The 21,841-nt window shown below is 66.6% G+C and carries 17 protein-coding genes; 7 read left to right on the top strand and 10 right to left on the bottom strand.

Features of this window, described 5'->3' with window-relative positions; genetic code table 11:
- Entirely contained in the window at window positions 1-639 is a 639-nt protein-coding gene (gene rsmG, locus ACTJI4_RS00190; RefSeq protein ID WP_440868182.1) for a 16S rRNA (guanine(527)-N(7))-methyltransferase RsmG, read from the bottom strand.
- A gap of 55 nt (window positions 640-694) precedes the next feature.
- Window positions 695-1,306 (bottom strand): 4'-phosphopantetheinyl transferase family protein, encoded by a 612-nt coding sequence (locus tag ACTJI4_RS00185; RefSeq protein WP_392922149.1) that lies wholly within the window; start codon window positions 1,304-1,306, stop codon window positions 695-697.
- Window positions 1,307-1,402: 96 nt separating this feature from the next.
- Between ACTJI4_RS00185 and ACTJI4_RS00180 the strand changes: the two genes are divergently transcribed.
- A complete protein-coding gene (locus ACTJI4_RS00180) occupies window positions 1,403-1,654 on the top strand; it encodes a GlsB/YeaQ/YmgE family stress response membrane protein (RefSeq protein ID WP_068854466.1) in 252 nt (83 codons plus the stop codon).
- 75 nt (window positions 1,655-1,729) lie between these two features.
- Here ACTJI4_RS00180 and xth read toward each other — a convergent pair whose 3' ends face one another.
- Both xth and ACTJI4_RS00170 read right to left on the bottom strand, forming a co-directional pair.
- Window positions 1,730-2,497 carry an exodeoxyribonuclease III gene (gene xth / locus ACTJI4_RS00175; RefSeq protein WP_440868181.1) on the bottom strand — a complete coding sequence of 256 codons (768 nt, stop codon included), beginning with the start codon at window positions 2,495-2,497 and terminating at the stop codon, window positions 1,730-1,732.
- Between the two features lie 98 nt (window positions 2,498-2,595).
- Entirely contained in the window at window positions 2,596-4,011 is a 1,416-nt protein-coding gene (locus ACTJI4_RS00170) for a coniferyl aldehyde dehydrogenase (RefSeq protein WP_440868180.1), read from the bottom strand.
- 219 nt (window positions 4,012-4,230) lie between these two features.
- On the opposite strand from ACTJI4_RS00170, the gene ACTJI4_RS00165 reads away from it, so the two are divergent.
- Together ACTJI4_RS00165 and ACTJI4_RS00160 are read left to right on the top strand one after the other, a co-directional pair.
- Window positions 4,231-5,169 carry an RHS repeat-associated core domain-containing protein gene (locus ACTJI4_RS00165; RefSeq protein ID WP_440868179.1) on the top strand — a complete coding sequence of 313 codons (939 nt, stop codon included), beginning with the start codon at window positions 4,231-4,233 and terminating at the stop codon, window positions 5,167-5,169.
- A 15-nt stretch (window positions 5,170-5,184) separates the two neighbouring features.
- Window positions 5,185-5,499 (top strand): hypothetical protein, encoded by a 315-nt coding sequence (locus ACTJI4_RS00160; protein WP_440868178.1) that lies wholly within the window; start codon window positions 5,185-5,187, stop codon window positions 5,497-5,499.
- Window positions 5,500-5,784: 285 nt separating this feature from the next.
- On the opposite strand, the gene ACTJI4_RS00155 is transcribed toward ACTJI4_RS00160, so the two are convergent.
- Together ACTJI4_RS00155 and ACTJI4_RS00150 are read right to left on the bottom strand one after the other, a co-directional pair.
- Entirely contained in the window at window positions 5,785-7,440 is a 1,656-nt protein-coding gene (locus ACTJI4_RS00155) for an MFS transporter (protein WP_392922140.1), read from the bottom strand.
- Between the two features lie 96 nt (window positions 7,441-7,536).
- Window positions 7,537-8,964, bottom strand: a complete 1,428-nt coding sequence (locus tag ACTJI4_RS00150) for a DcaP family trimeric outer membrane transporter (protein ID WP_392922137.1) — start codon at window positions 8,962-8,964, stop codon at window positions 7,537-7,539.
- A 270-nt stretch (window positions 8,965-9,234) separates the two neighbouring features.
- Here ACTJI4_RS00150 and acs point away from each other — a divergent pair, with 270 nt between their 5' ends.
- From acs to mntP, 3 genes are all read left to right on the top strand, one after another.
- Window positions 9,235-11,178 carry an acetate--CoA ligase gene (gene acs, locus ACTJI4_RS00145; protein WP_440868177.1) on the top strand — a complete coding sequence of 648 codons (1,944 nt, stop codon included), beginning with the start codon at window positions 9,235-9,237 and terminating at the stop codon, window positions 11,176-11,178.
- Between the two features lie 18 nt (window positions 11,179-11,196).
- The gene (locus ACTJI4_RS00140; protein WP_392922131.1) at window positions 11,197-11,862 is read left to right on the top strand and encodes a response regulator transcription factor; all 666 of its coding nucleotides are present in this window, start codon (window positions 11,197-11,199) and stop codon (window positions 11,860-11,862) included.
- Between the two features lie 333 nt (window positions 11,863-12,195).
- The gene (mntP, locus tag ACTJI4_RS00135; protein WP_392922128.1) at window positions 12,196-12,774 is read left to right on the top strand and encodes a manganese efflux pump MntP; all 579 of its coding nucleotides are present in this window, start codon (window positions 12,196-12,198) and stop codon (window positions 12,772-12,774) included.
- A 30-nt stretch (window positions 12,775-12,804) separates the two neighbouring features.
- Here the strand turns inward: mntP and ACTJI4_RS00130 are convergent, their stop codons facing one another.
- From ACTJI4_RS00130 to ACTJI4_RS00120, 3 genes are all read right to left on the bottom strand, one after another.
- Window positions 12,805-13,941, bottom strand: a complete 1,137-nt coding sequence (locus ACTJI4_RS00130; RefSeq protein ID WP_440868176.1) for a hypothetical protein — start codon at window positions 13,939-13,941, stop codon at window positions 12,805-12,807.
- Between the two features lie 39 nt (window positions 13,942-13,980).
- Window positions 13,981-17,427, bottom strand: a complete 3,447-nt coding sequence (locus tag ACTJI4_RS00125) for a hybrid sensor histidine kinase/response regulator (protein ID WP_440868615.1) — start codon at window positions 17,425-17,427, stop codon at window positions 13,981-13,983.
- A 63-nt stretch (window positions 17,428-17,490) separates the two neighbouring features.
- Window positions 17,491-18,837 carry a sensor histidine kinase gene (locus tag ACTJI4_RS00120; protein WP_392922122.1) on the bottom strand — a complete coding sequence of 449 codons (1,347 nt, stop codon included), beginning with the start codon at window positions 18,835-18,837 and terminating at the stop codon, window positions 17,491-17,493.
- A gap of 124 nt (window positions 18,838-18,961) precedes the next feature.
- On the opposite strand from ACTJI4_RS00120, the gene ACTJI4_RS00115 reads away from it, so the two are divergent.
- The gene (locus ACTJI4_RS00115) at window positions 18,962-20,833 is read left to right on the top strand and encodes a tetratricopeptide repeat-containing diguanylate cyclase (RefSeq protein ID WP_440868175.1); all 1,872 of its coding nucleotides are present in this window, start codon (window positions 18,962-18,964) and stop codon (window positions 20,831-20,833) included.
- On the opposite strand, the gene ACTJI4_RS00110 is transcribed toward ACTJI4_RS00115, so the two are convergent.
- Entirely contained in the window at window positions 20,814-21,833 is a 1,020-nt protein-coding gene (locus ACTJI4_RS00110) for an OmpA family protein (protein ID WP_440868174.1), read from the bottom strand. The genes ACTJI4_RS00115 and ACTJI4_RS00110 overlap by 20 nt on opposite strands.
- Window positions 21,834-21,841 lie beyond the last annotated feature (8 nt).

Here is a 21,841-nt window from a genome sequence, read left to right as displayed (position 1 = left end):
TCACGGACCGGCCACCACCACCAGATGTCGCTCGCCGGTCAGGCCCGGAACGTGCAGCGGCAGCACCTGTTCAACCTGCCAGCCGGCCGGCAGCTGGGCGATCTCATCGTGCGGATGGACGCCCTTCATGGCCAGCAGGCGTCCGCCGGGGCGAAGAAGGTGCCCGCCAACTGCGATGATGCCGGCCAGGGTGTCCATGGCGCGGGCGGTCAGGTGGTCATAGGCGCCCGGTTCGGCCAGCGCTTCGGCACGGGATTCGGCCACGCGTGCATTGGTCAGCCCCAGCTGGCGCACCGCTTCGCGCATGAAGCGGGCCTTCTTGCCGTTGCTCTCCACCAGCGTCACCTGCAGCTGCGGGCGGGCGATCGCCAGCGGAATGCCGGGCAGGCCGGGGCCGGTGCCCAGGTCGGCCAGGGTGCCCTGCTCCAGGTACGGCTGCATCGCCAGCGAGTCGAGCAGATGGCGGGTGACCATCTCCATCGGATCGCGGATGGCGGTGAGGTTGTAGGTGCGGTTCCAGCGGTCGAGCAGGGCCAGGTAGGTCAGCAGGGGCGGCGCCAGGGCCGCCTCCAGGCCCATGGCGGCCAAGCCGCGCTCGAGCGCTTCGGCCACGCCGGCCGGGAGTGTGTGTTCGGTCATGCGCCCATTATCGCAGGCCGGCGGCCCGCTGACTGCGCGGATTCGGTGCGCTTGGTCAGAGCGCGTGCCAGGCCAGCGCGGCGCGGAAGTCGTCCGCGGCCTGCCATTCGTGCAGGTGCCAGCGCTGGGCTGGGCCCAGTTCCGGGTCGCACCAGGCCAGGTGCAGGGCGCCGTCGCTGCCGGGCGCCAGCTGCAGGCGGTGCAGGCCGAATGAGATGCCCTGCCCCTGCGCCTTGAGGATGGCTTCCTTTGCGCACCAGACCCGGAAGAACCAATGGGTACGGGCATCCTCGTCCAGGCCGAGCAGCCAGGCCACTTCAGCCGGGTGGAAGAAGCGTTCGATGATCTCGGCCATGCGCGGCCGTGGGCGCAGCGGCTCCAGATCCACGCCCAGCCGCACGCCCTCGCCCAGCCCTACCAGCAGCAGGCCATGGCTGTGGCTCCAGCCGGTGCCGATATGGGCCAGCGGGCCATGCAGCTCAGGGCGGCCCCGCCGATCGCGCTGCAGCGGCAGGCGCTCCGGGCTGCCCCCCAGCTGTTGGGCCAGCAGCAGCCGCGCCTGCGGCTCGCCACGGGTACCGGGCACGTGTGGCAGGCGCCAGACGGTGACCGGGCCGAATCGCCAAGGGCCGTCCAGGGTTGCCGGGAGGGTGTCGGGGAGGGTCATGCGAACGGGCCGACAACGCGGCTGCACGATGACTTCACAGGCGCTGCCGTCAACTGGCTGCGTCTCATCCACACACTGACACTTGGAGTCAACAACATGGGCATCATCATCTGGTTGATCGTCGGTGGCATCGTGGGCTGGCTTGCCAGCATCATCATGCGACGCGACGCGCAGCAGGGCATCATCCTCAACATCGTGGTCGGCATCGTGGGTGCCTTGATTGCCGGATTCCTGTTCGGCGGCGGCATCAATGAGGCGATCACCATCCGAACGTTCCTGTTCTCGCTGATCGGTGCCGTGATCCTGCTGGCCATCGTGAACCTCTTCACCCGCCGAAGCGTCCGATAACCGACAGGGTGGGTAACGACCGTTGGTCGTTGCCCCTTTCCAGCAAGGCCCGGCACCCGCCGGGCCTTGCTGGTTCTACCCCAGCTGCACCCACGCCGGCGCATGGTCGCTGGGCCGGTCCCAGGTCCGTGGCTCGCGGTCGATGCCCGAGGCCAGCGCACGTGCCTTGAGCGCATCGGACACCAGGGTCAGGTCGATACGAAGGCCCAGATTGCGGCGGAACCCCGCCGCGCGGTAATCCCACCAGCTGAACACACCCTCGTCCTCGCTGTGCAGCCGGAAGGCATCGTGCAGGCCCAGCTGCAGCAGCTTGTTGAGCGCGCCACGTTCGGCGGTGGAGGTCAGGATGTGGTTCTCGTTCCAGACCAGCGGGTCGTGCACGTCGCGCGCGTCGGGGGCGATGTTGAAATCGCCCATCACCACCAGTTCCGGGTACTTCTGCAGTTCCGAGGCCACCCAGGCATGCACCGCGTCCAACCAGCGCAGCTTGTAGGCGTACTTGTCGGTGTCCACGTCCTGGCCGTTGACCACGTACAGGTTGATGATGCGCACGCCGTTGACGGTGCCGGCGATGGCCCGCTTCTGTTCATCCTCGAAACCGGGAATGCCGATCTGCACGTCCTGGGCCGGCTCGCGCGACAGCAGCGCCACGCCGTTGTAGGTCTTCTGCCCGGCGAACACGCTGCGGTAGCCCAGCCCGGCCAGCACCGCGTCGGGGAACTTGTGGTCCTCCATCTTGGTTTCCTGGATACCGACCACGTCCGGCGCGAACGCGGTGAGCCACTGTTCCAGGTGCGGCAGGCGCACGTTGAGCGAATTTACGTTCCAGGAGGCGATTTTCATGGGGAGCATTGTAGCGTCGGCGCACCGCCGGTAGCGCCGGCCGTTGCCCGGGCCTCATCGGCTCCGATGGTCCTGCATGGGCCGGCCAACGGCCGGCGCTACCGGAGGATGGCCTTCAGCAAGGTGGCTATTCTTGAATAAGGCGGCTTGAGCAGGTCGCTCGCGGCCCAGCGTGACTGCCACAGGATCGGGAGCTGCTTGCTCATGGCGTCGAAGCCGGCGCGGCCGTGGTAGGCGCCCATGCCGCTGGGGCCGACGCCGCCGAATGGCAGGCCGTTGATGGCGAAATGCAGCAGCGTGTCGTTGACGGTGACGCCGCCGGCCACGATCTGGCCGAGCACGCGCTCCACCACTGGCCGCTGTTCGCTGAAGATGTACAGCGCCAGCGGGCGGTCTCGGCCCCGCACGGATTCCAGGGCGGCATCCAGGTCGGGATAGGCGCAGACCGGCAGGATCGGGCCGAAGATTTCCTCCTGCATCAGGTCCAGGTCGGCCGGCGGGTCGAGCACGATGGTGGGCACGATCAGCCGCTCGCGGCGCGCGCGCTCGGGATCGATGCTGGCCAGTTCGATCACCGGCACGCCGCGTTCGCGCGCCTGGGCCAGGTAACTGAGCAGGCGCTGGTACTGGCCTTCATTGATGATGCGGGTGTAGTCGTCGGTGTTGCTGAAATCGCCGTAGCGCGCGTGCACCTGGGTCTGCAGCTGCTGCACCAGCTCGCGCTGGCGGAGCCCGTCGATCAGCACGTAGTCCGGCGCGATGCAGGTCTGGCCGGCGTTGAACCACTTGCCGGTAGCCAGCCGCGCGGCGGCCTTGTCCAGCGGATAGTCGCTGCACACGATGGCCGGTGACTTGCCGCCCAGTTCCAGGGTGAGCGGGGTCAGGTGCTCCGCGGCGCCGGCCATGACCTTGCGGCCCACGGCCGTGGAGCCGGTGAACACCAGGTGGTCCAGCGGCGAGCCGGCCAACGCCGCTGCCAACGCGGCATCGCCCTGCACTACCGCCACCCGGTCGGCGGGGAACACCTCGGCCAGCAGGTCCTGCAGGAAGGCGCTGGTGCGCGGGGTGTGTTCGGAGGGTTTCAGGAGGACATGGTTACCGGCGGCAATCGCAGTGGCCAGCGGGATCAGCGCCAGGTTCACCGGGTAGTTCCAGGGCGAGATCACCCCGACCACGCCCAGTGGCACCGGCCGGGTCTGCGCCCGCGCCGGCCAGAACCGCCAGCCCACCCCGACCCGGCGCGGGCGCATCCAGCCGCCCAGATGCCGCAACAGGTGGTCGATCTCATTGAGCACGGTCATGCCGTCGGCGATCAGCGACTCATGGGTGGAGCGGTGGCCGAAATCGGCGGCGATGGCCTCGGTCATCTGCGGCAGGCGCGCCTTGAGCGCGGAGCGCAGGCGCTGAAGGTCTGCGCGGCGCTGGCTATACTGCGGTCGCCGCTTCCGCCACGACCTGCTAAGCGATTGGAGGACAGTTGGCAGGTTCTCGACATCAGTATGACGATCATTCATTGTCCAAAATTCCTGACAGCGGCTCCAGAGTCCCGCTGATTCTTTTCAATTGGGGTCGCTTGTCAACAGACCATGCGTGGCGCAATCGGGGTTGCTGATGCGATGCGGACCAAACCGGCCGTTCTTTCGCTCGATGTTCTTCAGACGGCCGGGCCGCTTGGCGCAAGATGATGCATCCGCTTTCGTAGGAATCTACATCAACCGGAGGAATACCTTGATATGGAAGCTCTGATCAGACTGATGTTTGCTGCGATCATTTCACTTGCATTTTGCGCATCGACATTCGCACAGGAGACTGTCGAGTACATCCACACAGATGCACTTGGTTCCCCGGTAGCGATCACTGATCAGGCTGGAAACGTTATTGGGCGTGCCACCTATCAACCATTCGGCGAAACGGTCGAGAAGATACAAAATGATATGCCTGGGTATGCTGGCCACGTATCCGATTCGATCACTGGCTTCAGCTACATGCAGCAGCGTTACTACGACTCGGCGCTTGGTAGGTTCTTATCGTCAGACCCTGTAACACCGCTGCAACGATCTGGCGGTGCATTCAATAGATACAGCTACGCAGCCAACAATCCTTATACGTTCAACGACCCCGACGGACGTCAGGAGCGTGCTGCCGAGCGGCACAGCGACTCTGTCGCAAGTGACCCCAGCGCTTACGATGCCTTTGGTCCGGCAGCTATTGCTGTCACGACAGTGATTGTTCGGGCAACACCCGTTGTTGGCCCTGCCATGGCGTCGGCATTGGCGAGCTCAGTTGACTCTGCGCAACCGAAAGGCCCGTCACCTGTCGCTCCGGCACCATCTGTCTCTCCAGCCCCCGCCACACCGGCTGTTCCAACGCCTGCGCCAAACTTTGTGGTTTCATCGAACGGCACTGCATTTCCGGTTCCTGCGGGATCCACCGGGCCCACGCCGGTAATCAATCCCAGCGGCAAGCAGACCGGAGTTGCATTCACTGGAGGCAAGGGCGGCGAGAACGGGCAGGTTTCAACGATGCGAATCATGGATCCAACACCGGCCAAGGGCAATAGTCCTGGCTACCCCGGTGGATACATCAAATATGAGAATGCAGGGAAACAGGGTGTTGATCCATTGTCTGGAAAGACCCTTCCAAATTCGAAATCCCACTTCCCCATCAAGTAGTCCTGGAGCCTCGATATGAGTGATCCCAGCTTGGACCTCCTACACGCCTTCAAGGGAAAGACCGTGACGCTTGCACGCTTGGAAGACCAAATCGCTCTCAGTACTGACGACGGGTGGTCACTGCATATCTACAACCGAGCATCGTTTGAGCATTCTTTGCAGAATTCCATCCTGCTGAATTTGAAGGGTTGCACCATCGATGGAACAACAATGACGCTGGCGTTTGATGACGGATCTGCTCTGCAAGTTGACCTCAGCGACAGCGGGTACGATGGGCCAGAGGCGATGCAGCTGAACGGACCAGACGGCAGCGTCATCATCTGGAATTGAAAAGGGGTTGTGGCATTGAAATGATTGATTGGGGTCTTGGTTGAGTCGGCTCCCTATCGACCACCCATGCCGCGCATCAGGTCTTAGATAGGATGAACGTGATCAAGCCCACATGATTTAGGATGCAGAGCGCATTCCAATCCACGGTCATGCCACCACCATCGCCCGTGGTGGGGCCATCGGCAGTCGATCGGGGTGCGACCCTACCGGCGAGACAATGCCCGGTTACCCAAACGAAAAGGGCCGTGGCAATGCCACGGCCCTTCTGGTTCACGCCATCACCGGTTACTTGGTGATGTCCACGCCCTTGGTTTCATGCAGGAACAGGCCACCCACCACGACCGTCATCAGCGCGATGATGATCGGGTACCACAGGCCGTAGTACAGGTTGCCGGTACCCGCCACCAGCGCGAAGGAAATCGCCGGCAGGAAGCCACCGAACCAGCCGTTGCCGATGTGGTACGGCAGCGACATCGAGGTGTAGCGGATGCGGGTCGGGAACAGCTCGACCAGGTAGGCCGCGATCGGGCCGTAGACCATGGTCACGTACAGCACCAGGATCCACAGCATGAGCACGGTGCCGGCGATGTTGATGCGCGCGTTGTCGGCCTTGGCCGGGTAACCCGCTGCGGTCAGCGCCGCCTTGAGCTCGCCACCGAAGGCATCGCCCTTGGCCTTGAGCTCATCCTTGGTCAGGCCGGCGGCCTCGAACGAGGTCACCTGGGTGTTGCCCACGCTCACCATCGCCAGCGAACCGGCGGCGGCAGGCTGCACGTCGTACGGCACACCGGCCTTGGTCAGCGCGGCGGTGGCCACGTCGCAGGAGCTGGTGAACTTGCGCAGGCCCACCGGATCGAACTGGAACGAGCAGGTGTTCGGATCGGCGATGACCAGGGCCGGTGAGTTGCTGCGGGCTTCTTCGATGGCCGGGTTGGCGAAGTGGGTCAGGCCCTTGAACACGGGGATGTAGGTCACCGCGGCCAACAGGCAGCCGGCCAGGATGATCTTCTTGCGGCCGATGCGATCGGACAGCCAGCCGAAGAAGATGAAGAATGGCGTACCCAGGGCCAGCGCGCCGGCGATCAGCAGGTAGGAGGTGGTGGCATCGACCTTCAGCATGCTGCTCAGGAAGAACAGCGCGTAGAACTGGCCGCCGTACCACACCACGGCCTGGCCGGCCGCAGCGCCGAGCAGGACCAGCAGCATCAGCTTGAGGTTGCCGTCCTTGAGGCTGTCACGGAACGGAGTCTTGGAGCCCTTCCCTTCGGCCTTCATCTGCTGGAACAGCGGCGACTCGCTCAGCTGCAGGCGGATCCACACCGAGATGCCGAGCAGGATGATGGAAACCAGGAACGGAATGCGCCAGCCCCAGGCTTCGAACGCCTCGTTGCCCAGGAAGTAGCGGCAGGCCAGGATGATCAGCAGCGACATGAACAGGCCGAGCGTGGCGGTGCACTGGATGAAGCTGGTGTACAGGCCGCGCTTGTTGGCCGGTGCGTGCTCGGCCACGTAGGTCGCCGCACCACCGTACTCGCCACCCATGGCCAGGCCCTGGGCCAGACGCAGGATGATCAGGATCACCGGCGCGGCGAAGCCGATGGACGCGTAGTTGGGCAGCACGCCGACCAGGAAGGTCGAGATGCCCATGATCAGGATCGTGACCAGGAAGGTGTACTTGCGGCCGATGCGGTCGCCGAGGCTGCCGAAGAAGGCCGCGCCGAACGGGCGCACGAAGAAGCCGGCCGCGAAGGCCAGCAGGGCGAAGATCATGCCCGTGGTTTCATTGACCCCGCTGAAGAACTGCTTGGCGATGATCGCCGCCAGCGAGCCATACAGGAAGAAGTCATACCATTCGAACACGGTGCCAAGGCTGGACGCGAAGATGACCTTCTTGTGGCCCTTGGTAAGTTCTGCTTTTGCAGGTACGGGTGTGGTGGACATAAGACGCTTCCCCTCCGAAGCAATCATTGGTAGCGCCGACTGTGTGCCGGCGTTCGTGTTGTGTTCCGGTAGCGCCGACTGTTGGTCGGCACTCCTTTAAAAACTGTATTTAGTGGTGAACTGCACGCGGTTGATGTCGCCCTTCCGACCATCTTCGATCTCGCGCACGCCGTACATGTACTCCGCGCCGATATCGACCTTGGGCATCGGCGTGTAGAAGATGTTGCCGCGGATGCTCTGCACGCTCTTGGTGACCAGCGGGCCCAGCACGCTGTCGTTGTCGTAATCGCTGCGGGCGTAGATCAGGTTGGTGCGCAGCTTCGGGGTGAAGGCGTGGCGCCAGCCGACATAGCCGGCCAGTACACCGGTGGGGTTCAACTCGTCCTGGGCCACGTCGTAGGCCGTATCGGCGGTGACCCCCAGACCTACGTAACGGGCGATGCCTTCGCCACCGCTGATCTGGTAGTGCAGCTGGTCGCTGCCGCCCATCACCCACTTGCCGCCCAGGGTCAGGCCGCCGCCGATCTTGTCGGCGTCGGCGCCGGTGGCCTGGTTGTCGACCTTGAGCTGGCGCACGATACCGCCGACGCCGAAGGTGCCCCAGTCGCCCTTCCAGCCATAACGCAGGGTCAGGTCCGGCAGAGAGCCGCGGTCACTGTTGCTGGCCACGTTGGTCCACGCCCCGGTGACGGGATTGCGGGTACCGGTGAGTACGGTGGTTTCCGGGTTTTCCAGCGCGACGCTGAAGCCGCCCTGGGTGTAGCGGATCTGCGCCTGGCGCACGAACAGCACGCCGTCGGTGGGACCGACGAAGTCGGCCGCTTCCGGCAGCGAAGCCGCATCCATGAAGTTCGACCAGGTCTGGCCGGCCATCCAGTTGTTCCAGTACATATAGGCGTGGCGCAGGGTCACGCCGTACGTATTGGTGGCGGTCTGGTTGCCCAGTGAGTTGCCGAAGAAGTCCATCTCGAAGAACGCACCGGACTTGTTGCCCTTGTCCGAGACGTTGTCGATGCCCAGGTTGAAGCGCGAGAACTTGGCGTGCGCATTGAAGTCCACGTCCGAACGCTCGCCGCTGCCGCCAGCACCGGCGACCGGGGTCTGGCCCGGCAGGTACAGGGCTCGACCCGTTGCGTCGTCGGCCAGCTGCCCATCGCCGGTCTGGGTGGCCAGGAAGTCGGCCTTGATGAAACCGCCGATCTTGACCGTGGTGCCCGGCGCGGCGCCCGGGGTGATGGTGGTGACCTGGATCGGCTGCTTGCCTGCCGGCACGGTGGCGCCGGCAGGTTGTTGCGCCTGGACCGTCTTGACTGCAGTGACGTCTGTCTGCGCCTGGCTGATCTGGGTCTGTTGCTGCTGGGTGGTGGACAGCAACAGCTGCACCTGGCGTTCCAGTTCGGCAACGCGCGCTTCCAGCTGCTTCTCCTTGGCGGTTTCAGCGAACGCCATGCCAGGCGCCACCAGCGCTAACAACAGGCAGCTCGCCAACGGTCTGCGCATGGTCTTCAACATACGGGTACTCATGTTGCCCTCTCTCCCGGGTGGCAAAGTGATCGCCGCGTGTGGGGTCACGGTCGAGCCGAGCGTGCGGCCGGTTGACGCACCCCGGCTATTGGCAATTGGTCGAACCCCGTCGTCACGACCAACGGTCGTGACCTACCGCCCTTGGATTGGTACGACCATGGTCTAACCCTTCCCCTACCTCGCGGCGCGGTGGATGCGGCAAACTGAGCGGGATGAATCGCGGGTTATGCTGCGATCGCACAACCCAGTCCTAGTGCAAGTGAGGGTGCCATGGCCGATATTTACCCCGTCAAGGCGGACGTTGCCGCCAAGGCGCGCATTGACAAGAACACTTACCAGCAGCTCTACCGCGAGTCGGTGGACAACCCCGACGCGTTCTGGGGCAAGGCCGCCGAGCGGCTTGACTGGTACAGGAAGCCATCCACGATCCGCAACGTCAGCTACCAGCTCGACGACTTCCGCATCCGCTGGTTCGAGGATGGCGAACTCAACGCCAGCGTCAACTGCCTGGACCGCCAGCTGGACAAGCGCGGCGACAAGGTCGCCCTGCTGTTCGAACCGGACAGCCCGGATGCGCCGTCGCAGGGCGTGACCTACCGCGAGCTGTACGAGCGCACCTGCCGCCTCGGCAATGCACTGCGCAACCTGGGCGTCAAGAAGGGCGACCGGGTCACCATCTACCTGCCGATGATCGTTGACGCCGCCGTGGCCATGCTGGCCTGCGCGCGCATCGGTGCGATCCATTCGGTGGTGTTCGGTGGCTTTGCCCCGAACTCCATTGCCGACCGCGTGATCGACTGCGGCAGCAAGCTGATCATCACCGCCGACGAAGGCCTGCGCGGCGGCCGGAAGATTCCGCTGAAGGCCAACGTCGATGCCGCATTGAAGCTGCCCGGCACCACCACGGTGGAAACCGTGCTGGTGGTACGCCATACCGGCGGTGCGGTGGACATGCAGGCCCCGCGCGACCGCTGGTTCCACGATGTGGTGGACCCGCAGCCGGCGCAGTGCGAACCGGAACGGATGAACGCCGAAGATCCGCTGTTCATCCTCTACACGTCCGGTTCCACCGGCAAGCCCAAGGGCGTGCTGCATACCACCGGTGGGTACCTGCTGTACGCGGCCTACACCCATGAGGCGGTGTTCGACCTGCGCGAAGAGGACATCTACTGGTGCACCGCAGATGTGGGCTGGGTTACCGGGCACAGCTACATCGTGTACGGGCCGCTGGCCAACGGCGCCACCTCGCTGATGTTCGAAGGCGTGCCGAACTACCCCGACACCTCGCGATTCTGGCAGGTGATCGACAAACACCAGGTCAGCATCTTCTACACCGCGCCCACCGCCATCCGCGCGTTGATGCGCGAAGGCGAAGCGCCGGTCAAGCGCACCTCGCGCGCCTCGCTGCGCCTGCTCGGCAGCGTCGGCGAGCCGATCAACCCGGAAGCCTGGCGCTGGTACTACGACGTGGTCGGCGATGGCCGCTGCCCCATCGTGGATACCTGGTGGCAGACCGAAACCGGCGGCATCCTGATTTCGCCGCTGCCCGGCGCGATCGACCTCAAGCCAGGGTCGGCCACCCTGCCCTTCTTCGGCGTGCAGCCGGCGCTGGTCAATGCTGATGGCGAGATCAAGGACGGCGCCACCGAAGGCAACCTGATCATCCGCGATTCCTGGCCGGGCCAGATGCGGACCGTCTACGGCGACCACCAGCGCTTCATCGATACCTACTTCCGTACTTACCCGGGCAGCTACTTCACCGGCGACGGCTGCCGTCGCGATGAAGATGGCTACTACTGGATCACCGGGCGCGTCGACGATGTGATCAACGTCTCCGGCCACCGCATCGGTACCGCCGAGGTGGAAAGCGCGCTGGTCTCCCACCCGAAGGTCGCCGAGGCGGCCGTGGTTGGTTTCCCGCACGACATCAAGGGCCAGGGCATCTACGCCTACGTGACCCTGGTGGCCGACGAAGCCCCGACCGAGGAACTGCACAAGGAGCTGGTGGCGTGGGTACGCAAGGAGATCGGGCCGATCGCCTCGCCCGACCATCTGCAGTGGGCTCCAGGGCTGCCGAAGACGCGCTCGGGCAAGATCATGCGCCGCATCCTGCGCAAGATCGCCGAGAACGCCCCCGACCAGCTTGGCGATACCTCCACCCTGGCCGACCCGTCGGTGGTGGCGTCGCTGGTGGAAGAGCGCAAGGTCAAGTAATTGGTCCCCACGTCCCCCATGCCTACCCTGCTGATTGCCGATGACCACCCGCTGTTCCGTGAAGCCCTGCGCGGCGCGGTGCAGCGGGTGATGCCGGGGGTGCTGCTGTACGAGGCCGACAGCGTCGAAGCGCTGTACCAGCTCGCTGACCAGCATCCCGACGCCGACCTGGTCCTGATGGACCTCAACATGCCCGGCGCACAAGGCTTCAATGCGCTGGTGCACATGCGGGCACTGCACCCGCAGTTGCCGGTGGTGGTGGTGTCGGCGCGCGAAGAACCCACGGTGATGCGCCGGGCGCTGGACCACGGCGCCTTCGGCTTCATTCCCAAGTCGGCCGACTCGGACACCATCGGCCATGCGCTCGGCACGATCCTGGATGGCGAAACCTGGGCGCCGCCAGAGGCGCACAACCTGCCACCGACCGGGCGTGAGGAGCGTGAGGTGGGCCAGCGCCTGCGCGAACTCACGCCGCAGCAGTTCCGGGTGCTGCAGATGCTGGGCGCCGGTCGGCTCAACAAGCAGATCGCATATGACCTCAATGTGTCCGAGGCGACCATCAAGGCGCATGTGACCGCGATCCTGCGCAAGCTGGGGGTGACCAACCGGACGCAGGCGGTGTTGATGGCCGGTAAGCTGACGCTGGATGACGAGCCGTTGGTGCTGCCGCCGGAAGAAGATTGATCCGGCATCGCCTGGATGCCGGCCAACGGCCGGCGCTACCCGCTGCGGCCATCACGCCTGCGGCGTTATAGCCGCAGCTATACATTCCAGCATCCCCTGCGCAATTCACGGATTCGGGCGGTAAACCGCGTGCGCGGTGCTAAGCTTCGCGTCCCCTTGGGGAGTAGCCTGTTTCCTGCTGAAAGGAAACGCCCGTATCAACATGCTCGGCCAGTGCGCCGTGGTGCGGGCAGCCAGTGATGGTTGGCGAGACCAGCGGTCCGCGTGCGCAACGACAGGTTGGGCGCGAACGTGGACCGTTGTCCGTCATCGCCCAACCTGCACTGTCGCCTGATGTCTCCCATCTCCATTCTGTTGATCGGCTTTGCCATGTCCACCGATGCCTTCGCTGCGGCGATCGGCAAGGGCGCTGCCATGCGCAGGCCCCGCTTTCCAGATGCGCTGCGTGCCGGCCTGATTTTTGGCGTGATCGAAGGCATCACTCCCGTAATCGGTTGGCTGCTCGGCCGGGCCGCCTCGTCCTACGTGGAGGCGTTCGACCACTGGATCGCTTTCGTGCTGCTTGGCGCGCTGGGCGTGCACATGATCATCAACGGAGTGAGGCCCGACACCGACGACGCGCACGAAGACCCGGACAAGCACCACGGTTTCTGGCATCTGGCGGTGACCGGATTCGCCACCAGCATCGATGCGATGGCGGTGGGCGTGGGCCTGGCGTTCCTGGACGTGCACATCGGCGTGATGGCCGCGGTGATCGGGCTGTGCACGCTGGTAATGGTCACCACCGGCATCATGCTCGGGCGGGTGCTGGGCGACATGATCGGCAAGCGTGCGGAGATCGCCGGCGGCGTCATTCTGATCCTGGTGGGCAGCGCGATCCTGTACGAGCACCTGAGCGGCGCGGCCGGCTGATGGGTTGCCGGCCAGGGGCCAGCACCCGCACTAGGGACGCGGCCCGTGCGTGTCGTCAATGTCTTCCAGCAGGAATCCGTCCGGGATGCGGCGATAGAGCAGGCGCCACCTGTTCCGGCCTGCTGCCCAGCCGCCCAGATGGATGTCGCAGGACATGTAGTCCTTGCCCTTGTGGGAGACGGGGTGTCCACACGGTCGTTGCGCGGCAAGATCTGCTTCGATCTTGTTGAGCTCCCGCCAGGTGCGGCTGTCGGCCGGCAGCGCGAGTTCGGCAAGTCGTTTGCGCAGGCGCGGACCCCGGATCACCGAAACCCGATGGCGACATCGGATGGCGGCTTCTTCCACCAGCGGTGGGGAAGCCGACGCTCGCGACGGGCCGGACGAGCCGGTTGACCTGCGGTGGGTTATCTCTACCAGCGGTCCAATCTCGAAGGGCGTCTCCTTCGGATGCACCTGCATTTCGCCATCGAGTTCCCGGGTGATGAACGCCCGCGCACCGCGCAGGTGTTCATTGGCCAGGTCCACGCGCAGGTACGGGCAGCGCAGTCGCCGCAGCACGGTGCCGGCCAGTACGCCCTCCTGGTTGAGGGCGTCGGCAATCCTGCTGCTCTGCGCTGCGCGCGCCGCCACCAGGTAGCAGGCGGTCTGGTTGCGCCTGCTCAGCAGCATGATGCCGCGCTCGCCACAGTGGGTGAGGTAGAAGTGGCGGATGACACCGGCCATGAGCGGATTCGGCGGCACCGCACGGCTGCGGCAGTAGTCGTTGAACTGGGTGACCATCCGGCCGAACTGGATTTCAAGCTGGTCGGACAGCGATTTCAGCGCATCCACGTCATCCACCGTGGTGCCCACCTCGGCCAGACGTTTCTGCACGGCCGGGTAGTCGACCAGCGCACGCTCATGCGGCTGCAGCCGCGCGGTGGTCCTGACCGTGTCCAGGTAGCGCTGCACGTTGGTCCCGCCGATTCCGAGCCAGCCGCCGAGCAGCACGTCTGTCACAAGGTTGCTGCAACCGCGGAAGGCCACCGAGACTGCGCCGCCCACCGCGGCGCCCACAACGCAACCCAGCGGAACCGCCCACGGCGAATGCAGCGGGGTGCCCAGGATGGATTGCAACGGGGAAGGAAGCACGGGACCTCCGCAGCCGGGTAGTGGGCTGCGCAGCATAGACAACACGATGGCGTGGCTGTAGCCCGCGTGTCGGGTTCAACTGCTCAAGGTCGAGTGCGCCGCCAGGTAGGCGCGCAGCGAGGCCGGCTTGATCGGCTTGGTCAGCAGACGGTACCCCCGCTCGCGCGCCATGCGCTTGAGCTCGTCGCGGCCATCGGCGGTGAGCAGTGCACCGGGGATGTCGCGCCCGGCGCGCCCGCGCAGCGCCACCAGCGTATCCAGCCCATCCAGGCGATCATGCAGGTGGTAGTCCACCAACATCACGTCCGGCTGCGCCTGCACGGCCTCCAGCGCCTGGTCCACGGTGCTGGCGGTGATCACCTGGACCTGCCAGCGCCCCAGCAGCGCGCGCATGCCATCGAGGATCTCCTGGTCGTTATCGACGCACAGCACGCGCATGCCGGCCAGCGAATCGGTACGCGTGCTGCGTTCGGGCGGCGCAGGCGCAACGTCGCTTGCGGGCAGGTCGGGCACCGGTGCGCGCGGCAGCAGGATCGAGAACATGCTGCCGCTGCCGACCTGGCTGCGTGCATTGAGGCGGTGGTTGAGCAGGCGCGAGATGCGCTGGCAGATCGACAGGCCCAGGCCCAGCCCCTGCTCGCCCCAGTCGAACGGCTGCTGGTAGCGATGGAATTCGTTGAAGATCTGCTGCATGTGGTGCTCGGGAATACCCGGCCCGGTATCCCACACCTGCAGTTCGATCTCGTCGCGCCTATGTCGCACGGCCAGCACGATGCGGCCCTGGCGGGTGTAACGCAGCGCGTTGGCCAGGAAATTCTGCAGCACCCGGCGCAGCAGGCGGCGGTCGCTGCGCACCCAGGCAGGGCGTGCGAACAGGTCCAGGCGCAGGCCTCGACCGGCCGCGACCGGCGAATACTGCGCGGCCAGTTCGCGCATCAGCAGGCTCACGTCGAAATCGCCGATCACCGGGTGCAGGCCGCCGGCATCCAGCCGCGACACGTCCAGCAGTCCGTCGAGCAGCTCTTCGGCAGCGCGCAGTGAAGCGTCCACGCGCTCGGCCAGGTGACGCTGTTCGTCATTGTTGTGGTGGCTGTCGCGCAATGCGGAGGCGAACAGGCGCGCCGCGTTCAGTGGCTGCAGCACGTCATGGCTGATCGCCGCCAGGAACCGGGTCTTGGACTGCTGCGCCACTTCGGCTTCGTGCGACCGCTCCGCCACGCGCTGTTCCAGCGTTTCATTGGCTTCCAGCAGTGCGGTTTCCGCGTGCTTGTAATCGGTGATGTCGTTGTAGCTGGTGACATAGCCGCCGCCGGGCAGTGCCTGCCCGCGCATCTCGATCACGCGGCCATCGCTGCGGGTACGTTCGAAGATGTGCGGCGAACCGGCGCGCATGTAGCCGATGCGGCGGTTGATCTGGACGTCGATGTCGCCCTCGCCCAGTTCGCCGCGCTCGGCGTTGTAGCGGATCAGATCGGCCACCGGGCGGCCCACGTACAGCATCCCGTCGGGGTAGCCGAACATCTGCTGGTACCGGCGGTTCCAGGCGGTCAGGCGCATGTCCGGATCGACCACGCTGACCCCGGCGCTGATGTTTTCCAGGGTGGTGGACAGGATCTCGCGATTGAAGCGCAGTTCCTGGCCGGCCTCGTCGAGCACGGCCACCACTTCGCCCAGGTCCATACCCGAGCCGCGCAGGAGGCTGGTCAGCAGCAGGCGCGCGGACGCAGCGCCGATGGAGGCGGCCAGCAGGCGTTCGGTGAACTGTACCCAGGCCCGGTCAGCCGGCGCCGAAGCCTGCAGTTCGCGACCCAGCGACTGCGCCTGTTCGAAGAACGAACGGCGCGCGTGGCGATCGCCGACCACGCGCGAGGCCAGCGCCAGCAGGTCGCCCACATGCACGTGGCCCGGCCACGCACCGGCCACGGAGGGGCGCTCGGCGTACGGGTCCAGGAACGGGGCGGCGCGCAGGCGTTCGTCCACGCCGGGCCGCCAACGCACCGACACCAGCAGCATCGCCGCCGCATTGACCAGCAGCGACCAGAACGTGCCGTGGGTGAGTGGATCCCAGCCGGTCATGCCGAACAGGCGCTGCGGCTGCAGCCAGGAAATGCCGAACGGGCCTTCGCTCAGCCAGCTGGCGTCCATCCAGCCCGCGTGGGTCAATGCCGGCAACAGCAGGGTGTAGATCCAGGTGCCGAAGCCCAGCAGGATGCCGGCCTCCACGCCCTTGCGGCTGGCACCACGCCAGTACAGGCCACCGATCAGGCCCGGCGCGAACTGCGCCACCGCGGCGAACGCCATCAGGCCATACGAGGCAAGCGTGCTGTCGTTGCTGCTCCCGCGGTAGTAGCTGTAGGCGGCCAGCGCCAGCAACAGGATGGCCATGCGGCGGATCCACAGGACCCGCGATGCCACGTCGGCGGCTTCCTGGTGGTCGCCACTGCGGCGCAGCAGCACCGGCATCACCAGATCGTTGCTGACCATGGTGGCCAGCGCGATGGATGACACGATGACCATGCCGGTGGCGGCCGAGAAGCCGCCTACGTAGGCCACCAGCGCCAGGAACTTGCGCCCTTCGGCCAACGGCAGCGCCAGCACCATGCTGTCGTCGGCGATGCTGCCGCCAGTGCCGAACAGGGTCACGCCGGCGGTGGCGATCGGTATCACCATTGCCGAAATGACGATCAGGTAGCCGCCGAACATCCAGCGCGCGCGCCGCACATCGCGCACGTCACCACATTCGACCACGGCCACGTGGAACTGGCGCGGCAGGCATACGATGGCCAGGAAACTGAGCAGGGTCTGCGAAATGAAGCCCACCGGCGGCAGCCCGGTGAACAGCGTGCGCGCGCTGCGCACCACGGTTTCGCCACGGTCGGCCAGCCACAGGTAGGCGAACAGGCCCAGCGCCACCATCGCGATCAGCTTGATCATCGATTCCAGCGCGATGGCCAGCATCATGCCGTGGTGGTGTTCGGTGGCATCCACCTGACGCGTGCCGAACAGCGTGGCGAACAGCGCCATCAGCAGCGCCACGTACAACGCCGGATCACTGAAGTAGCCGGTGGGACCGGAGCTGCCGGTCAGCACCTGCAGGCTCATCGCCACAGCTTTGTACTGCAGCGCCAGGTAGGGAACGATGCCGATCAGCGCGATCACCGCCACCAGCGCCGCCAGCCGTCGCGAGCGGCCAAACCGCGACGAGATGAAATCGGCGATGGACACCACGTTCTGGCTGCGTGCGATCAGCGCCAGCCGCTCGATGATGCGCCAGCCAAACAGCAGCAGCAGCAGCGGGCCCAGGTAGATCGGAAGGTAGCCGATACCGTTGCGCACCGCCGTGCCGACCGCGCCGTAGAAGGTCCACGACGAGCAGTACACCGCCAGCGCCAGGCTGTAGACCACCGGGCGCAGCCACGGGCGGTCGGGGTACATCGGCCGGCGGTCGCCCCACCAGGCTACGCCGAACAACAGGGCGGCATAGGCCACCGACACCAGCAGCAGGATCCAGCTAGAAACCACGGGCATGTTTCCGCGAGCGTAACCGGCAGTGTAGCCGCTGGATCGGCGTCGCCGGCCCCATCCTCACGCGGCCAGTGGCCGGGAGGGCAGGTGCAGGTCGATCCGCGTGCCTTGACCCGGCTGGCTGTGCACCCGCACCGAGCCGCCGGCGGCGGCCATCAGGCTGGCCGTCACCGACAGCCCCAGCCCGGTGCCCTGGCCCACGGGCTTGGTGGTGAAGAACGGCTCCAGGCAGCGCTGGCGCACCGCTTCACTCATGCCCTGGCCGGTGTCCTGCAGCTGCAGCACCAGCTCGCCGTCGGCGGTGGGGGGCTGCAGGCGCAGGGTGAACGCGCCGCCGCCAGGCATGGCCTGGTTGGCATTGACTGCCAGGCTGAGCAGGATCGATTCGAGCTGGGCCGGGTCGAAATGGATCAGCCGCTGCACGCCGCCGGTATCCACCTCACAGCGCACTCCCGCATCGAACACCTGCTCCAGCGTGGGCGCCAACGCAACCAGGGTGGCGGCCGCGTCCAGCAACTGCGGCCGGCCGGGCTCCAGCCGGCTGAAGTCGAGCAGACGGCGGCTGACCGCGCTGGCCCGGCGGGTTGCCGAATCGGCGCCCTGCAGCGCCCCCTGCAGCGCCTCGCCCTCGCTGCGCCGCGCCTTGGCCACGTAGCCCTGGATGAGCGCCAGCAGATGGTTGAAGTCATGCGCGATGCCGCTGGCCAGGCGGCCCACGTTGTCCATCTTCATGGCGTGCACCAGCTGGTCGCGCGAGCGTTCGCGCTCCTGCATCTGCACCTGCAGTTCGTCGCGCTTGCGCGCCAGTTCCTTGCTGCGCTGGCGGGCCTCCTGCAGGCTTTCACGCAGCCCGGTGACACTGTGGTGCAGCAGCCAGGCGCTCATCAGCGCGCCACAAGCGGACACCGCCAGATCGGTGGCGGCGTGCACTACCCGGTCCGGCCGGAACAGCGCCCCGGCCGCGTCGACCCACGCACCCAGCGCCATCAGCCCGCACAGCCAGGCCGTGGTCCAGGCCAGCGGACGGCTCCCCAGCACTGCGGCCACCAGCAACGCCGGCACCAGCTGTACCAGCTGCACCCGCAGCTGCGCAGCCAGCCCCCAGTAGCCATAGGCCAGCACCAGCAGCAGCAGTTCGCCGATCAGGAAAGTCGCGGCCGCATGCAGGCTGCGGCCGGCGCGGTGTTCGATCAGGCAGAGCAGGCACAGCAGCACGTGGGAAGCGGCCATGGCCGGCACCATCATGTCCAGGCCCGCGCCCAGGCGTACGGCCATCCAGGCCGCCAGCACCGGGTGGTACAGCCCCACCATGACCAGCAGGCCACGCAGCATGGCGTCGGTACGCCGGCCCAGCCCCGGCGGGCGATCAAGGGCGGCGGCGCGGGCGGAAGTCGGCGTCTCGGGCATGCGGGAAGCGGGATCGGCGGGCGGCGCCGGCACGCGGCGGCAACGGCGCTATATTAGCAGCGCGTGCCGCAGGGGCCGGCATGCGGTTGTCTGTCTGCACTCGACCGGGGAAGTCGCTGTCGTCATGCCTAAGTTGTCGCTAGTCCGGCGCGGACACACTGCGCTTGCCGTCCTGCTGGTGCTGGCCGCGTTGCCCGCAGCGGCCCAGCGCCCGGTAGATGGGGCGCCGCAGATGGCGCAGGTCGAACAGTGCCACGCGCTGCTGACCAGCGAGCCGCAGGCATCGCTGCAGATCGCCCAATCGCTGCTGTCCCGGCCGTCGCTATCCACCTCCATGGAAATCGGGGCAGTGGGCTGCCTCGGCGTCGCCCTGCGGGCCCTGGGCCGGCTCGACCAGACCACCGAGCTGCCCGACCGCCTGCTCACGGCGGCCGCCCGCACCGACGCCAGCACGGACGACCGGCTGCGTGCGCAGACCATGGCCGCTCACCTGCTGCTGTGGCGCGGTGACCACAGCCGTGCCCTGGCATTGACCGGCAGCCTGCTCGACGAGGCCGTCCGCCAGCGCGATGTACACGGCCAGATCGGCGCGCTGATGCAGATCGCGATGATCCGCGGCGATGCGATGGGCGACGCTGAAGGCGCGCTCACCTACCTGCACAAGGCGACCCAGCTCAGCGATCACCTGCACCGGCCCCCCAATCCAGGTGACCTGATCCTGTATTACAACTACGGCTATGCACTGTTGATGCTGCAGCGCAATGGCGAGGCGGCTGCCGCCTTCAAACGTGCCGAGGCCATTGGCACGCGTCTGAGCGGGCAGGACGTGTTCCTGCACCGCATCGCCAGCCATCGTGCGGAGATCCAGCGCAGGGGCGGCCTGCTTGATGCGGCCGAGGCCGGCTTGCGCGCCGGGCTGGCTTGGCAGGCCCAGCAGGACCCGCAAGGCCAGGTCGTGACGCTGCAACGGCTGGCACGCGTGGCCTTGGACCGTCGCCAGGCCGATGCAGCGCTGCCGCTCGCCACGCAGGCGCAGGGCTTGGCCGAACGCGGGCGTTTCGTTGAAGAAGTCCGCAATGGGCTGGACCTGCTCGGCGACATCCACATTCTGCTCGGCCACCGCGAACAGGCCTTGGAGTACATGCGTCAGGGCCGCGCGTTGGACCAGGCCCGCAGCAAGGGCGAGACGCTGGGCCAGCTGGCCCGGCTGCAGGCGTCGGCCGAACGCAGCATCGCCCCGGCGCAGGTCAATGCGGAGCAGGACCTGGGCCGCGTACGGGTGCTGCGCAATACTGCCGTGATCGCCCTGCTGGCGGTATGGGTGATCGCCACGCTGGTGGTGCTGCGGCTGCGCCACCAGCGCCGTCAGCTCACCCTGCTCAGCCGTACCGACAGCGTGACCGGGCTGCTCAACCGGCGCGAGGCCGAGCGGCGGCTGGACGAACGCGCCGCACGCAGCGCTGCGTCGGAGCGCAGCGCATTGCTGCTGCTGGAACTGGATGACTTCAAGGCGTTGAACGACCGCCACGGCCAGGCGGCCGGCGACAGCGTGCTGCGCAGCGTGGCCGACTGCCTGCGCACGGCCTGCGACCGCCACGACCTGCTGGCGCGCTGGGGCGGCGCGGCGTTCCTGGTGGCCCGCCATGACACCCGCGCGGAAGCGGCGCAGGCACTGGCCGGGCACCTGCGGCTGGCGATCGAACGGCTGGTGGTGGATATCGAACCCGGCCAGCACCTGACCCTGACCGCCAGCGTGGGCGTGGCGCCGTTGCCGCTGTTCGCCGATGCACCGGCGGTGCTGGATGACAGCCTGCGCGCCGCCGATCGCGCACTGCAGGGCGCACGGCAGAGCGGGCGCAACGCATGGGCGGGGGTGTGGGGCGAAGACGGAAGCCAGGCACCGCATCTGTATGCGGTGCTGGGGAATCCGGAGGACGCAATGTCGAAGGGGTGGATACGCCTCAGTAGCAGCCGGCCTATTCGTTGGGACGCGTAACCTCGAACCGCACTTCGACCCGGCGGTTTGGCAGCAGGCATTCCAGCAGCGCCGCGCGCGGGCGCACGCCGTCGCACTGCTGAACCTGCTGGGTGTCGCCCCGGTACTCGTAGCGGATCGTCGCCGGGTCCAGCCCGCGTCCGATCAACAGCTCGCGCACGGTACGCGCACGCCGCTCGGACAGCGCCTGGTTGGCATCGAAGCCGCGCCCCTGCAGGCGGTCGGCATGGCCGACCAGCACCACGTCCATCAGCCGCAGTTTCTCGCTGGCAATGCTGCCCAGCGCGCGGTCGATGCTCTCCAGCGAGTAGGTGCGGATGTCGCGGTATCCGTCCCGGTCGAACTCGAACAGCACGTTTGCCACCAGCGGGGCCGGTGCCGCCACCACCGCCGGTGCCACGTCGCACTGGCGGGCCAGTGCCTCGGCGTCGTTGACCAGCTCCTCGGCGATCTGGATGTACGGCTTGGAATGCCGCCACTGCTGCTGGTTGAATTCGTTGCCGGCGTGCACCAGCTCGACCTCGCCGCAGGCCACCTGCTGCGCGGCGCAGGCAAAACCCGGCGCGGCATGCAGCACGCGCAGGCGCTGCCACAGGTCATCGCGCAGGTACTTCGCATTGTTGACCAGCGGCGTATCGGTCGGCAGCGGGCGGGCGCCCTGCTCCATGCCGATGATCAACCGCTCGGATTCAGCCAGTGCGGCCTGTGGGAAATCACTGCGGTCGTTGCGGCTGTATTCGTGGAACGACACGTCCAGCCAGCACTGCGCCTTGGACAGGTGGTAGTCCCGGATCGGCCGGCCACCGTCATTGAGCGCCTGGATGCGACCCTGGGTTGCCTCATAGGTCGAATGGTCGGCGTGAATCGCCTCGTCGGTGATGCGCTGCTGCTGCGGCAGCAGCTGTGCCGTCTGCGCATGTGCGGGACCGGCAAGGGCGGCGAGGATGGCCGCGCCCAGCAGCGGGCGCGCGAAACGGAAGGTCGGGTTGGCGTTGTTCATCAGGGCAT

Source organism: Stenotrophomonas sp. 22385, from assembly GCF_052045085.1.
In the GTDB taxonomy this organism is placed as follows: domain Bacteria; phylum Pseudomonadota; class Gammaproteobacteria; order Xanthomonadales; family Xanthomonadaceae; genus Stenotrophomonas.
Note: the sequence above shows the minus strand (reverse complement) of the source record. Positions and strands in the feature narration are given on the sequence as shown.

Bases quoted from the DNA above. Each gene is read 5' to 3' on its own strand.
- rsmG (WP_440868182.1), bottom strand. From the start codon at position 639: ATGACCGAACACACACTCCCGGCCGGCGTGGCCGAAGCGCTCGAGCGC.
- ACTJI4_RS00185 (WP_392922149.1), bottom strand. From the start codon at position 1,306: ATGACCCTCCCCGACACCCTCCCGGCAACCCTGGACGGCCCTTGGCGA.
- ACTJI4_RS00180 (WP_068854466.1), top strand. From the start codon at position 1,403: ATGGGCATCATCATCTGGTTGATCGTCGGTGGCATCGTGGGCTGGCTT.
- xth (WP_440868181.1), bottom strand. From the start codon at position 2,497: ATGAAAATCGCCTCCTGGAACGTAAATTCGCTCAACGTGCGCCTGCCG.
- ACTJI4_RS00170 (WP_440868180.1), bottom strand. From the start codon at position 4,011: ATGAATGATCGTCATACTGATGTCGAGAACCTGCCAACTGTCCTCCAA.
- ACTJI4_RS00165 (WP_440868179.1), top strand. From the start codon at position 4,231: ATGGAAGCTCTGATCAGACTGATGTTTGCTGCGATCATTTCACTTGCA.
- ACTJI4_RS00160 (WP_440868178.1), top strand. From the start codon at position 5,185: ATGAGTGATCCCAGCTTGGACCTCCTACACGCCTTCAAGGGAAAGACC.
- ACTJI4_RS00155 (WP_392922140.1), bottom strand. From the start codon at position 7,440: ATGTCCACCACACCCGTACCTGCAAAAGCAGAACTTACCAAGGGCCAC.
- ACTJI4_RS00150 (WP_392922137.1), bottom strand. From the start codon at position 8,964: ATGAGTACCCGTATGTTGAAGACCATGCGCAGACCGTTGGCGAGCTGC.
- acs (WP_440868177.1), top strand. From the start codon at position 9,235: ATGGCCGATATTTACCCCGTCAAGGCGGACGTTGCCGCCAAGGCGCGC.
- ACTJI4_RS00140 (WP_392922131.1), top strand. From the start codon at position 11,197: ATGCCTACCCTGCTGATTGCCGATGACCACCCGCTGTTCCGTGAAGCC.
- mntP (WP_392922128.1), top strand. From the start codon at position 12,196: ATGTCTCCCATCTCCATTCTGTTGATCGGCTTTGCCATGTCCACCGAT.
- ACTJI4_RS00130 (WP_440868176.1), bottom strand. From the start codon at position 13,941: ATGCTGCGCAGCCCACTACCCGGCTGCGGAGGTCCCGTGCTTCCTTCC.
- ACTJI4_RS00120 (WP_392922122.1), bottom strand. From the start codon at position 18,837: ATGCCCGAGACGCCGACTTCCGCCCGCGCCGCCGCCCTTGATCGCCCG.
- ACTJI4_RS00115 (WP_440868175.1), top strand. From the start codon at position 18,962: ATGCCTAAGTTGTCGCTAGTCCGGCGCGGACACACTGCGCTTGCCGTC.
- ACTJI4_RS00110 (WP_440868174.1), bottom strand. From the start codon at position 21,833: ATGAACAACGCCAACCCGACCTTCCGTTTCGCGCGCCCGCTGCTGGGC.